Consider the following 12,739-nt stretch of genomic DNA (forward strand, 5'->3'; position numbering starts at 1 on the left):
ATGGGGGCGCTGCAGGGCGTTTAAAGACTCATCACTAGCATTCGCTAGAAGAGCCACTTTTTATTAAAAATTCTCGGCGCGTCAATTCGCAGGCTGGCTCAGCAAGCGCTGCAGTGCGGCGGTCACTTCCTGGGCTTGGGCCTCTAGGGACTGCACCAGCGGCTGCGCTTCGGGCAAGGCTGGGCGGTACAGCGGCAGCAAAGCGTTGATGCTGAACGGCACGGAAAACCCCAGCCTGCGCACCACCAGTCCCGACCCCGCCATGGCCAAGGCGGTGAGCGGGTTGACGATGGCCAGCCCCAGGCCTTGCTGCACCATGGCGCACACGGCCACGGCGCTGTGGGTTTGCAGGTGCAGTTGGCGCGCCACGCCAGCCTCGGCAAAGCGCGCGTCGATCTGGCGGCGGTAGGGGTCGTCGGCAGACAGGCTCACAAACGGCTGGTTTGCAAAGTCCTGCACCTGCAGCACGGCCTGCGCCGCCAGGGCGTGCCCGGCGGGCAGCACGGCCACCTCGTCCAGCGTCAGCAGCGGCACGGCCTGCACACCGGGGGGCGTGGCGGCCTGTTCGCTCAGGCCCAGGTCAAAGCGCTGGGCGCTCATCCATTCTTCCAGCAGCGGCGATTCTTGCGGGGTGATGGATATGCGCAACTGCGGCTGTGCGCGCAGCAGCCGCGCGATGGCACCGGGCAGCAGGGCGTGGGCGAGGGCGGGAAGGCACAGCACCGAAAGCTGCGCCTCGTGCGACTGGCCCAGGGCCACGGCCCGCTCCACCACGCGCTCCAGCCCTTGCCAGGATCGCTGAACCTCGTCCCACAGCGCCAGCGCCCGGGCGTTGGGGCGCAGGCGGCCTTGCAGGCGCTCAAACAGCGGGTAGCCCAGCAGTTGTTCCAGCCGGGCCAATTCGCGGCTTACGGTGGGTTGCGAACTGTGCAGCAAGGCGGCCGCGCTGGTCACGCTGCCCGCCGTCATCACGGCGCGAAACACCTCGATGTGCCGGTGGGACACCAGGGCGGCTTGCGCATCGGAGGCAGGGTGAGCTGGCGTAGGTGGGTGGGCGGAGTTCATGCGAAAAGCATATCCGCAATGAATGGATGTTGGAATTATTGGTATTGGACTGAATGAACAGGGGCAGGCATGATCGCACCCATTCACTGCACACCCAGCGTGGTGCGTTGTCCTTCAGATTTCAGCGTTTTTCGGAGTTTTCACCATGTCCAACCCCTTCACCCCCGCCCAATTGTGGGCCCTGGCAGACCAGTTCGGCACCCCGCTGTGGGTGTATGACGCGGCCACGATTCGCCAGCGCATTGCGCAGGTGTCCAACTTCGACACGGTGCGCTTTGCGCAGAAGGCCTGCTCCAACATCCACATCCTCCAACTGATGCGCGAGCAGGGCGTCAAGGTGGATGCCGTGTCGCGCGGCGAAATTCTGCGGGCGCTGGCGGCAGGCTTCAAGGCTGGTGGCGAACCGTCTGAGATCGTGTTCACCGCCGACCTGTTCGACGCTGCCACGCTCGACTGCGTGGTGGAGCACGGTGTGCCCGTGAACGCCGGTTCCATTGACATGCTGCGCCAGTTGGGCCCCCGCTCCAAGGGCCATGCGGTGTGGCTGCGCATCAACCCCGGCTTTGGCCATGGCCACAGCAACAAGACCAACACGGGTGGCGAACACAGCAAGCACGGCATCTGGCACACCGATTTGCCGCTGGCACTGCAGACCATCCGCGAGCAGGGCCTGACGCTAGCGGGCTTGCACATGCACATTGGCTCGGGCGTGGACTACGGCCACCTGGCCGAGGTGTGCGGCGCCATGGTGGAGCTGGTGCGCACGGCGCACGCGGCGGGGCATGACCTGCATGCCATCTCGGCTGGCGGCGGCCTGTCCATCCCCTACCGCGCGGGCGATCCGGTCATCGACACGCAGCATTACTTTGGCCTGTGGAACACCGCACGCCAGCAGGCCGAGGCCATCGTGGGCCACACGCTGGGCCTGGAGATTGAGCCCGGCCGCTTCCTGGTGGCTGAATCGGGCGTGCTGCTGGGCGAGGTGCGTGCCACCAAGAATGCGGGCAGCAACCACTTTGTGCTGGTCGATACCGGCTTCAATGAGCTGATGCGCCCCTCGATGTACGGCAGCTTCCACGCCATGAGCGTGCTACGCCGCGATGGCAGCCAGGGCGCGAGCCAGCCCACGGTGGTGGCGGGGCCGCTGTGTGAATCGGGCGACGTGTTCACCCAGGGCGACGGTGGCGTGGTGCTGCCGCGCGACCTGCCTGCGGCGCAGGTGGGGGATCTGCTGGTCATCCACGACACGGGGGCCTACGGCGCTTCGATGTCCTCCAACTACAACACCCGCCCGCTGGTGGCCGAGGTGCTGGTGGATGGCGCGGAGCACCGCCTGATCCGCCGCCGCCAGACGGTGGAGGAGTTGCTGTCGCTGGAGCTGGGGCTGTAACGATCGCGGCGCGGTAGGCACCCGCCTACGCGAAGGCGCTGCCCCGGCGCACAAGGCGGCGCTCGGTGGGCGAATAAGGTGGAGGCACTGATTTCAGTGACCGTTCTTTTTACAGGAGACCCACCATGCCTATCGTTCTTTGGTTGCTTGGCGTACCGCTTTCCGTCGTGCTCTTGCTCATGCTTTTCGGCGTGTTTTGAGCACAGTCCCCGAAGGGGGCCGCCCAATGAAAAAGCCGCACCGTCTGCTCGCGCAGGCAATGCGGCTTTTTTTGTGTGCAAGGAGCAGGGCGGTGTTCAGCCTCTGTCCGCAAACTCGGTAGCAGGGTCGCGTCCCATCAGCGTGGCCACGGCTTCAGGCGGGCTCAGCCGGCCATCCAGCAAAGCCACCACGGCGCGGGTGATGGGCATGTCCACCCCCAGCGCTTGTGCGCGCTGCGCCACGGTGCGCGCGCAGTAGACCCCTTCGGCCACATGGCCCAGAGATTCCACTGCTTGCGCCAGAGTGTGGCCCTGGGCCAGCAGCATGCCCACCCGCCGGTTGCGCGACAGGTCGCCCGTGGCGGTCAGCACCAGGTCGCCCAGGCCTGACAGCCCCATGAACGTATCGGGCCGTGCGCCCAGGGCCAGGCCCAGACGGGTCATCTCGGCCAAGCCGCGGGTGATCAGGGCCGCGCGGGCATTCAGACCCAGCGCCAGCCCATCGCACAGGCCGGTGGCAATCGCCAGCACGTTCTTCACCGCGCCGCCCACTTCCACGCCCACGATGTCTTCGTTGGCGTACACGCGCACGCTGGGGCTGTGGAAGGCCGCGACCAGTGCTTCGCGCACGCTGGAATGTTCGCTGGCGGCGACGAGTGCCGTGGGCTGGTTGCGGGCTACTTCCTGCGCAAAGCTGGGGCCGCTGAGCACGCCCGAACGCAAGGTGGGCGCCACTTGTGCGCACACCTCGTGGGCCAGCAAGCCTGCATCAGCGGCCTGTGCGCCGGTGGGCGCTTCAAAGCCCTTGCACAGCCAGGCCACGGGCATGCTTAGGCCTTGCAGTGCCGTCAGCATGCCGCGCAGCGCAGCCATGGGGGTGGCCACGATGACCAGGTCGGCGCCGTGGCACGCGGTCACCGGGTCGCCGCTGGCCACCTGCAAGGCGGGCGGCAAGGCCATGCCCGGCAGGTAGTGCGTGTTTTCGTGCTGCGTTTGCATGGCGCTGGCCTGCGCCGGGTTGCGTGCCCACAGCGTGACCTGGTGGCCCGCCGGGTGCTGTGCCGCGCTCATGGCCACAGCCGTGCCCCATGCGCCTGCGCCGAGTACTACGATTTTCATAGCTGCTTACGCTCTTGTATCAAGCAAAAGGGGCCCGAAGGCCCCTCATTCCAATGCAATTGCCAGGATGCGTGCAGCTTACTGGGCCACAGCGGTGTCGGCCGCTGCGGCTTGTTGCTGCTGTTCGTACATGGCCTGGAAGTTGATTTCGGCCAGGTGCACGGGTGGGAAGCCAGCGCGGTTGATCACGTCGGCCACGTTGCCACGCAGGTAGGGGTACACGATCTGGGGGCAAGCGATGCCCATGATGGCGCCCATCTGGTCTTCAGGGATGTTGCGCACTTCAAAAATGCCGGCTTGCTTGGCTTCGACCAGGAACACGGTCTTTTCCTTGATCTTGGTCTGCACAGTGGCAGTGACGCAGATTTCGTAGATGCCGTCGGCCACAGGCGCGGCTTCCACGCCGAGCTGGATGTCCACGCTGGGCTGCTCTTGTTCGAGCAGGATGGCAGGGGAGTTCGGCTGCTCGAGCGACAGATCCTTCAGGTACACGCGCTGGATCTGGAAAACGGGAGTGTTGTCTTGGTCGGCCATGGTCAAAGTCTCTCTACTTACGATTTACGTTTGCTCAAACAAACTTGCTGCAAAACAAAACCCGCCGGGGAGCAGCTCCCGCAGCGGGCACATGGGCTGCATTATGCAGCGCTGGCAGGCCGGGTGGCCGGAATCAAGCGGCGCCCAGCAGTGGCATCAGGCCACCGCGCCCGTCCAGGGCCACCAGGTCGTCGTGGCCACCCACATGGGTGGTGCCGATGAAAATCTGCGGCACCGTGCGGCGGCCGGTGATTTCCATCATGTGGGTGCGGGCCTCAGGGTCGAGGTCAACGCGAATTTCTTCGATCTGCTCCACGCCCTTGGACTTGAGAATCTGCTTGGCGCGAACGCAGTAGGGGCAGACGGCGGTGGTGTACATCTTCACGGGTTGCATGGGGCTCTCCTGCGTTAAAGGGTGAAGGTCAGGCTTTTTCAATCGGCAGGCTGGCTTCGCGCCAGGCCTTCAGGCCACCGGCCAGGGCCTCTGCCTTGTCGTAGCCCAGCTTTTTGGCCACGGCCACTGCGCGGTTGGCGCGGGCGCCAGAAGCGCACACCATCACCACAGGCACGGCCTTGTTCTTCACCAAGGTGGGCAGGCGCTCTTCGAGTTGGCTCAGGGGCACGTTCTTGGCGCCGCCCACGTGGCCAGCGGCGAACTCTTCGGCTTCGCACACGTCAATGACGACCGCTTTTTCACGGTTGATGAGCTGCACCGCCCGGTTGGGGGTGAGCGAGCCAGCACCTGCGCTGCGCAGCGACGGCCACAGCAGCATGCTGCCCGATGCGAGGGCCACGACGAGCAAATACCAGTTGTCGATGATGAATTTCACGAAGATTCCTTGGGTTGGCGAACACAGCAATTTTAGAATGTAAGATTTTGACCCGCTCTTTCTAGGGAAACCATGCACAAACTCGTTCTGATCCGCCACGGCGAATCCACCTGGAACCTTGAAAACCGCTTCACCGGCTGGACCGATGTGGATCTGACGCCCACCGGCGTCTCCCAGGCCATGTCGGCCGGCAAGCTGCTCAAGGCCGAGGGCTACGAGTTCGACCTGGCCTTCACCAGCGTGCTTAAGCGCGCCATCCACACCCTGTGGTACGCCCTGGACGAGATGGATTGCACCTGGCTGCCCGTGGTCAAGGACTGGCGCCTGAACGAACGCCACTACGGCGCCCTGCAGGGCCTGAACAAAGCCGACATGGCCAAGCAGTATGGCGACGAGCAGGTGCTGGTATGGCGCCGCAGCTACGACACCCCCCCGCCTGCGCTGGAAGCCACCGACCCCCGCAGCGAGCGCGGCGACCGCCGCTACGCCGGTGTGGCGGCTGAGAATGTGCCCCTGACCGAGTGCCTGAAAGACACCGTAGCCCGCGTGCTGCCGTTCTGGAACGAGTCCATGGCGCCCGCCATCCGTTCGGGCAAGCGCGTGGTGGTGGCTGCGCACGGCAACTCCATCCGGGCGCTGGTCAAGTACCTGGACAACATCTCCGACAACGACATCGTGGGCCTGAACATTCCCAACGGGATTCCGCTGGTTTACGAGCTGGACGACAACCTCAAGCCCATCCGCCACTACTATCTGGGCGACGCTGAAGCGGCTGCCAAGGCCGCCGCCGCAGTGGCTTCGCAGGGAACAGCGTAAAGACGGTGTAAATCTGCTGGGAAAACCCTCCAGATTCTGCGAAAGTGAGCGCCCGCGCGGAACTGCAGCGGGTGCGGCCCTTCCAAGGTGTATATTGAATCGGTTAAAGGTGTTGTATGGGCCAGAAACTCAAAATTGCGGGCTGGGTGTCGGTTGGTGTGGTGGCCGGTGCGCTCACCACGGTGTCTTTGCAAACCGTTGCGCGCGGGGCGATGACACCGCTGCCGCTGGAGGAAATCCAGCAGCTGTCAGCAGTGTTCGGTCTGGTCAAGACAGACTACGTGGAGCCGGTGGATGACAAAAAGCTCATCACCGATGCCATCTCTGGCATGGTTTCCAGCCTCGACCCGCATTCCCAGTATTTCGACAAGAAGTCTTTCAAGGAATTCCGCGAAGGCACCACGGGCCGATTTGTGGGCGTGGGCATTGAAATCACCCAGGAAGATGGACTGATCAAGATCGTCTCGCCCATCGAAGGTTCGCCCGCGTTCCGCGCCGGGCTCAAGACCAACGACCTGATCACCAAGATTGACGAGACCGCCGTCAAGGGCCTGTCGCTGAGCGACTCCGTCAAGCGCATGCGCGGTGAGCCCAACACCAAGGTCACCCTCACCATCTTCCGCAAGGACGAAAACCGCTCGTTCCCGGTCACCATCGTCCGCGAGGAAATCAAGACCCAGTCCGTCAAGGGCAAGGTCATGGAGCCCGGATATGCCTGGATTCGCCTATCGCAGTTCCAGGAGCGGACGGTGGAAGACTTCGTGCGCAAGGTGGAAGACGTCTACAAGCAGGAACCCAATCTCAAGGGCTTGGTGCTGGATCTGCGCAACGACCCCGGTGGCTTGCTGGATGCAGCCGTCGCCATTTCGGCAGCCTTCCTGCCCGAGAACGTGACCGTGGTCAGCACCAACGGCCAGCTGGCCGAAAGCAAGGCCACCTACAAGGCATCGCCCGAGTTTTACATGCGCCGCAACGGCAGCGACCCGCTGCGCCGGTTGCCTGCGGCCCTCAAGACCGTGCCCCTGGTGGTGCTGGTGAACGAAGGCTCCGCATCGGCCAGCGAAATCGTGGCCGGCGCCTTGCAAGACCACAAGCGCGCCACCATCATGGGCAGCCAGACCTTTGGTAAGGGCTCAGTGCAAACCGTACGGCCCTTGGGGCCCGACACAGGCATCAAGCTGACCACCGCCCGCTACTACACCCCCAGCGGCAAGTCCATCCAGGCCAAGGGTATCGTGCCTGATGTGATGATCGACGAGTCTGAAGAGGGCAACGTGTTTGCCGCGCTGCGTATGCGCGAGGCTGATCTGGACAAACACCTGGGCAGCGGCCAGGGCGAAGAGCAAAAAGACGAGGCCCGTGAAAAGGCCCGTGAAGAAGCCCGCAAGCGCCTGGAAGAAGAAGCCAAGAAGCCTGCGGCCGAGCGCAAGTTGCCTGAGTTTGGTACCGACAAGGATTTCCAGCTGACCCAGGCGCTCAACAAGCTCAAGGGTCGGGCGGTGCTGGTGAGCAAGACGCAAACCGAGCGCAAGGAAGAAAAGAAGGAAAACTGAGCGCAGGCTTGCCCTTCCCGGTTTTCATGTACAAAGGCCGGGCTCCATCAGGAGCCCGGCCTTTTTGATGTGGTGGATGAGAGAACGATGAACGATGAACAGTTGCTGCGCTATTCGCGCCACATCCTGCTCGATGAAGTAGGCATTGAAGGGCAAGAGCGGGTCTTGGCCTCGCATGCACTGGTGATTGGCGCCGGGGGGCTGGGGTCACCCGTGGCGCTGTACCTGGGCTCGGCGGGCGTCGGGCGGATCACGCTGGTGGATCACGATGTGGTGGACCTCACCAACCTGCAGCGGCAAGTGGCACACACCACCGACCGCGTGGGGCAGCCCAAGGTGGAATCTGCCGCGCAGGCAGTGCGTGCCATCAACCCCAGCGTAGAGGTCACCTGCTTGCAGCAGCGTGCAGACACCGCCTTGCTCGATGAGTGGGTGCCCCAGGCGACGGTGGTTCTGGATTGCAGCGACAACTACGCTACGCGCCACGCGGTCAATGCTGCCTGCATTCGCCACGGCAAACCCTTGGTGGCTGGTGCCGTCATCCGCTTCGATGGGCAGGTGATGGTGTTTGATCCGCGTGATCCTGCGTCGCCCTGCTATGCCTGCATGTTCACGCCCGAGGCCGAGTTTGAGGAAGTGCAGTGCTCCACCATGGGTGTCTTCGCCCCGCTGGTCGGTGTCATCGGCGCCATGCAGGCAGCCGAAGCCTTGAAGCTCATCTCTGGCGCCGCGCCAGCCATGACTGGGCGCCTGCTTATGCTCGATGGCCGCACCATGGAGTGGAATACGATGAAAGTGCCACGCGATCCCGCCTGCGTTGTCTGTGGCAAACAGTAGGAGAAGTCCTACGCAACCAGCGAGTGCTGGCTGGCAGAACGATAAAAACATCCGGCTTAAAGTACGTCTTCGGCCATGGCGTATGGGTTCTGGCCGGACTCTTGGATCAGGCTGTGAAACTCCGCACTTACATTGTTGAAGACAACGCAACCATCAGAGAAAACCTGATCGGGACTCTGGAAGAGTTGGCGTCGGTAGAGCCGGTGGGGTTCGCTGAAACAGAAGACGAAGGCAAGGTCTGGCTCAAGGAGCGCGCCGGTCAGTGGGACTTGGCCATCGTCGATCTTTTCCTGCGTCAAGGCAGTGGCCTGGGGGTGCTGGAGGCATGCCGCGAGCGCAGCCCCGGGCAGAAAATGGTCGTCCTCAGCAACTACGCCACCCCCGATATACGCATGCGTTGCGCGCAACTCGGGGTAGACGCCGTCTTTGACAAATCTAATGAAATCGATGCGCTTGTGGACTACTGCGTGGCGCACAGCCGGGGCTGATTAGGCGGCACGGCGCCTGTCTCTCGTTGGGTGAGCAAGCACCATTGCAGTGCTCCCATCGTCTCTCACCCATTCCACACAGTTTGAGAATTTTGCAGGGTTGAACGCCTCCTGGCGGCGTTCGCGCTGGCCAGGAGGGTAGACACCACATCAGTCGATGAGCTGGTTCTTGAGCGCGTAGTACGTCAGGTCGCTGTTGGAAGACAGGCCCATTTTTTCCATGAGGCGGGTACGGTAGGTACTCACGGTCTTCACGCTCAGTGAAAGGTCCTTGGCGATGTCGCCTGCGGTCTCGCCTTTGGCCAGCTTCAGGAACACCTGGAACTCGCGCTCGGACAACTGCTCGTGTGGGGGTGCATCGTCTTTGCGGTTGAGTTGCTGGGCGAGCAGCTCGGCAACGGTGGGGGTGAGGTAACGCTTGCCCAGCGCGATCACACGGATGGCTTCAACTATTTCGGAGGGCTCGCATTCCTTGTTGAGATAACCACTGGCCCCCTGGCGAATCAGATTGATGGCGTAATGCTCTTCGGGGTAGCCGCTCAAAATCAGAATGCCCATGTCGGGTGCTTTCGCACGCAGCATGGCCAGGGCATCCAGACCACTTTGGCCGGGCATCGAAAGGTCCATCAGCAGTACGTCGATTTCGTGATTGCGCACCAGATCAATCGCTTCGCGGCCATTCGAGGCTTCGCCTTCTACGCGTAAATCGACATGCTCTGACAGAAACTGGCGCAAGCCGGAGCGAACAATAGCGTGGTCATCCACTATGCCGATTTTGATCATTGTGTTTTCCTTCGGGAGGGTGCGCATGCAGCCCTCAATGAGTTGTAGATAAACCGCGTTCGGGTGTTGCTGATGCATTGCATTCAACACCGCAAGCGCCAAACTTTATCCTGATTCCAAACTATGAACCTACAAGCATCTTTGCGGCCGTGGTTACCAAAAGTTCGTCGCATGGCGCTGAGCCTGCCCATGGCTCTGCTGGCCGCCTTGGTTTTGGTGGGCATCAACGAAGTCGGGCACATGCGCTCGCAAGACGCGGTGCGCCAGATGAGCCAGTGGCAGGCCACCCGCGGTACGGTCAACAGCCTGCTGCAGAGCATGCTCGATGCTGAGACCGGCCAGCGCGGTTACCTGCTGACGGGCAACGACGTCTACCTGCAGCCCTACGACAAAGCCATGATCGCACTGCAAAGCCACATGGACACCTTGCGCAACCAGTTTGTGGACTCCAAGGAGGACATGCTGATGGTGGCGCTGCTGTCGCGCCAGATCTCGCGCAAGCTCGCGGAGATGGAGTTGAGCCTGCGATTGCGTAGGCAGGGCAATGAAGACGCCTGGAAGTTCATCCTGCACACCGACATGGGGCGGGAGAACATGGATGAAATCCGCAAGCACGCCCATGCGCTCATCGAGCGCGCCACGGCCAAGATCCAGATCGGCCAGGCGCAAATCGTGCAGTCGCTCATGCTCTCGCGCATTGGCATTGCCGTGGTCACGGCGATTGGCCTGCTGGCGTTCTTCATGTACCTGCGCCAGGCCAACGCCCTGCAGGTGGTGAGCCAGCGCGAACAGGCCTTGCTTGAGCACGAGCGCGACCGCCTGGAAGGCCTGGTGCGCGAGCGCACGGCGTCCCTGTCGGAGCTGGCAAGCCACTTGCAGCAAGTGCGGGAAGACGAGCGCGGCCACCTGGCCCGCGAGCTGCACGACGAACTGGGTGCACTGCTCACCGCCGCCAAGCTGGATGTGGCGCGGTTGAAATCCAAGCTGGATGTGAATGCGCCGGATGTGACAGAGCGCCTCAAGCACCTCACCGACACGCTCAACAGCGGCATCGCCCTCAAGCGCCGCATCATCGAGGACTTGCGACCTTCCTCCTTGTCGCACCTGGGGCTTACGGCTGCGCTCGAAATTCTCACCCGCGAGTTTGCGCAGCGTGCCGGTATCGAGGTCGAGACCAACCTGGAGACGGTTGACTTACCCAGCGCCACGCAGCTCACGGTGTACCGCATGGTGCAAGAGGCACTGACCAACATCGGCAAGTACGCCAACGCGCACAAGGTGCTGGTGTCTGTGCACGCACATCCCAACCACGTGGCGGTACAGGTGCACGATGACGGTGCGGGCTTTGACCCGGCCAGCGTGCAGGTGTCTTCGCACGGCCTGGCGGGCATGCGCCACCGGGTGGAGGCAGCAGGGGGGCGCCTGAGCGTGCACTCCAGCCCCGGCAAGGGCACCTTGCTTTCGGCGGTGTTGCCCCTGCTGCGCTAACACCCTCCAGGCCGTGGCAGTGAGGGGCCGCGGCGCAGAGGTGGCTATCGCTTTCCAGCGGCTTTTGCTCCGTCGCTGCGGTCGGCCGGGGGCTTCTTGTCTGAATTGCCCACCCTGCTGTGCGTTGCGCCGGGTGCCGGCAGTCCCCGCATGAGCAGGGGCAGGCGCTGTCCTACAGCGCGGGTGTGAAGGGACCGACACGTCTGCGCGCCTGCCACCGTCACTGCCGGTTGCCGTGCTTACTTACAGTGAAGTCCAGCGAGTCGTTTCATAGCTCTCTGCGTATTTCAGGCACCTGGCAACCCGCTCTGTTCCTTGTGCGCAGTGAACTGCAAAACGACCTTTCTGGCACCGATCCAAGGTGTCGCCCACTGCTGGCAATGCGCCGGCGCATTTTTGGGGGATGGTCATGTTGCACTACGCAGTCGTTTTTCTGGTGATCGCTCTGGTCGCCGCAGTCTTCGGCTTTGGTGGCATTGCTGCCGGCGCCGTCGGCATCGCCAAGATCTTGTTCTTCGTCTTTGTGGTCATGGCCGTCGTCACCTTCGTGGTCGGCCTGCTCAAAAGGGGTTGACGCCTTAGCCACCCGAGTGGTCTGAGCCTCTCGCCCTTGGTACCCATCTCAAAACAGGAGTGACCCATGAGTAAAGAAAACATGAAAGACATCGCCCCCACAAAGCTTCGCAACCTGTCTGATGACGTGCTGCAAAGTGCGGAAGAGGCTGTGAAAGCAACGCACGACAAGGCCGACCAATTGTTTGATGCCGCTGAAGGGGGCGTGCGCCAGCTGCGTGCAGAGGCCAGCCCCGTCATTCAAGACCTGGCCGCACGGGCCCAGGACATCGCCACACGCAGCATTGACTGCTGCGCCCAGGCCAGCGACCGCGCACGCCGCCAGGTGCACGAGGTGTCTGAAGCCACTACTCGCTACGTGGCCCAGCAGCCTGCCAAGTCGATGGCCATTGCGGTGGCCTCGGGCGCGGCCATCGGTGCACTGGCTCTGTGGCTCTCGCGCCGCCCGTCAGCTCGCTGACACAGGTTTCCCCAGGATTCGGCGGTTTAGCGATCGTTCGGATTCGCCTCAGTCCCGTGGTTGCGGAGGGTGCCATGGAGCCCGGGATTGATTTTTTTGCCAGCACCCGCGTTCGACTCACTTTAAAGAAGGAAACACCATGAAATACGCACGTGCTCTTGCTTTTGCCGCGATGGCTGGCGCCACCATCCTGACAGCCACTGGCTGCTCGGTGGCCCGCGAACAGCAAACCGTCGGCGCCTATATGGACGACGCCGGTATCACCACCGCCGTGAAGGCGAAAATGGCTGAAGACAAGACAGTCTCTGCCACCGCCATCAGCGTGGAAACCTTGAACGGCACGGTTCAGTTGTCGGGCTTTGCCAAGTCGCAAGCTGAAAAGAACCAGGCTGAAAACATTGCACGCAACACCAAGCATGTGCGTGAAGTGCGCAACAGCATTGTGGTGCGCCCCTGATGTCTTGACGAGCGGGGTGTGACGGGTGGACAGCCCACCATCACGCCCCAGCTCTCGCAAACCCAAACCTCCGCCTGCCCAGCAGCCGGAGGTTTTGTTTTTGGGGTCCACCCCCGCCTGCGCTCCGCAAGGGGTAAGCTCTGTCT

The 12,739-nt window shown here is 62.8% G+C and carries 15 protein-coding genes; 9 read left to right on the plus strand and 6 right to left on the minus strand.

Annotated features, from left to right (window positions below):
• Positions 1–81: 81 nt before the first annotated feature.
• On the minus strand, positions 82–1,065 hold the full coding sequence (locus tag IHV84_RS11185) for a LysR family transcriptional regulator (protein ID WP_198846919.1): 984 nt from the start codon (positions 1,063–1,065) through the stop codon (positions 82–84).
• A gap of 145 nt (positions 1,066–1,210) precedes the next feature.
• On the opposite strand from IHV84_RS11185, the gene lysA reads away from it, so the two are divergent.
• Positions 1,211–2,455: a diaminopimelate decarboxylase gene (lysA, locus tag IHV84_RS11190; protein ID WP_198846920.1), complete on the plus strand. Its 1,245-nt coding sequence runs from the start codon at positions 1,211–1,213 to the stop codon at positions 2,453–2,455.
• 296 nt (positions 2,456–2,751) lie between these two features.
• Here the strand turns inward: lysA and IHV84_RS11195 are convergent, their stop codons facing one another.
• The 4 genes from IHV84_RS11195 to IHV84_RS11210 all read right to left on the minus strand — a co-directional run bounded on the left by IHV84_RS11195 (position 2,752) and on the right by IHV84_RS11210 (position 5,138).
• Positions 2,752–3,774 (minus strand): NAD(P)H-dependent glycerol-3-phosphate dehydrogenase, encoded by a 1,023-nt coding sequence (locus tag IHV84_RS11195; protein WP_198846921.1) that lies wholly within the window; start codon positions 3,772–3,774, stop codon positions 2,752–2,754.
• Between the two features lie 78 nt (positions 3,775–3,852).
• A complete protein-coding gene (gene secB / locus IHV84_RS11200) occupies positions 3,853–4,308 on the minus strand; it encodes a protein-export chaperone SecB (RefSeq protein ID WP_066699565.1) in 456 nt (151 codons plus the stop codon).
• Positions 4,309–4,441: 133 nt separating this feature from the next.
• The gene (grxC, locus tag IHV84_RS11205; protein WP_044399449.1) at positions 4,442–4,702 is read right to left on the minus strand and encodes a glutaredoxin 3; all 261 of its coding nucleotides are present in this window, start codon (positions 4,700–4,702) and stop codon (positions 4,442–4,444) included.
• Between the two features lie 28 nt (positions 4,703–4,730).
• The gene (locus tag IHV84_RS11210) at positions 4,731–5,138 is read right to left on the minus strand and encodes a rhodanese-like domain-containing protein (protein ID WP_066699561.1); all 408 of its coding nucleotides are present in this window, start codon (positions 5,136–5,138) and stop codon (positions 4,731–4,733) included.
• A gap of 72 nt (positions 5,139–5,210) precedes the next feature.
• On the opposite strand from IHV84_RS11210, the gene gpmA reads away from it, so the two are divergent.
• The 4 genes from gpmA to IHV84_RS11230 all read left to right on the plus strand — a co-directional run bounded on the left by gpmA (position 5,211) and on the right by IHV84_RS11230 (position 8,832).
• Positions 5,211–5,954, plus strand: a complete 744-nt coding sequence (gene gpmA / locus IHV84_RS11215) for a 2,3-diphosphoglycerate-dependent phosphoglycerate mutase (protein ID WP_198846922.1) — start codon at positions 5,211–5,213, stop codon at positions 5,952–5,954.
• A gap of 116 nt (positions 5,955–6,070) precedes the next feature.
• Positions 6,071–7,507 carry a S41 family peptidase gene (locus IHV84_RS11220; protein WP_044399445.1) on the plus strand — a complete coding sequence of 479 codons (1,437 nt, stop codon included), beginning with the start codon at positions 6,071–6,073 and terminating at the stop codon, positions 7,505–7,507.
• 87 nt (positions 7,508–7,594) lie between these two features.
• Positions 7,595–8,344: a molybdopterin-synthase adenylyltransferase MoeB gene (locus IHV84_RS11225; protein ID WP_066699550.1), complete on the plus strand. Its 750-nt coding sequence runs from the start codon at positions 7,595–7,597 to the stop codon at positions 8,342–8,344.
• Positions 8,345–8,457: 113 nt separating this feature from the next.
• A complete protein-coding gene (locus tag IHV84_RS11230; protein ID WP_066699579.1) occupies positions 8,458–8,832 on the plus strand; it encodes a response regulator in 375 nt (124 codons plus the stop codon).
• 150 nt (positions 8,833–8,982) lie between these two features.
• Here IHV84_RS11230 and IHV84_RS11235 read toward each other — a convergent pair whose 3' ends face one another.
• Complete coding sequence (locus IHV84_RS11235) at positions 8,983–9,615, minus strand: response regulator transcription factor (protein ID WP_044399437.1); 633 nt, start codon at positions 9,613–9,615, stop codon at positions 8,983–8,985.
• A gap of 171 nt (positions 9,616–9,786) precedes the next feature.
• On the opposite strand from IHV84_RS11235, the gene IHV84_RS11240 reads away from it, so the two are divergent.
• The 4 genes from IHV84_RS11240 to IHV84_RS11255 all read left to right on the plus strand — a co-directional run bounded on the left by IHV84_RS11240 (position 9,787) and on the right by IHV84_RS11255 (position 12,593).
• Positions 9,787–11,103 carry a CHASE3 domain-containing protein gene (locus tag IHV84_RS11240; RefSeq protein ID WP_370541255.1) on the plus strand — a complete coding sequence of 439 codons (1,317 nt, stop codon included), beginning with the start codon at positions 9,787–9,789 and terminating at the stop codon, positions 11,101–11,103.
• 409 nt (positions 11,104–11,512) lie between these two features.
• The gene (locus IHV84_RS11245; RefSeq protein WP_044399472.1) at positions 11,513–11,677 is read left to right on the plus strand and encodes a DUF1328 domain-containing protein; all 165 of its coding nucleotides are present in this window, start codon (positions 11,513–11,515) and stop codon (positions 11,675–11,677) included.
• Between the two features lie 66 nt (positions 11,678–11,743).
• On the plus strand, positions 11,744–12,136 hold the full coding sequence (locus tag IHV84_RS11250) for a DUF883 family protein (protein ID WP_198846924.1): 393 nt from the start codon (positions 11,744–11,746) through the stop codon (positions 12,134–12,136).
• A 139-nt stretch (positions 12,137–12,275) separates the two neighbouring features.
• Positions 12,276–12,593 carry a BON domain-containing protein gene (locus tag IHV84_RS11255; protein ID WP_044399434.1) on the plus strand — a complete coding sequence of 106 codons (318 nt, stop codon included), beginning with the start codon at positions 12,276–12,278 and terminating at the stop codon, positions 12,591–12,593.
• Positions 12,594–12,739 lie beyond the last annotated feature (146 nt).

Source organism: Acidovorax sp. IB03 (genome assembly GCF_016406015.1).
GTDB classification, from domain to species: domain Bacteria; phylum Pseudomonadota; class Gammaproteobacteria; order Burkholderiales; family Burkholderiaceae_C; genus Acidovorax; species Acidovorax temperans.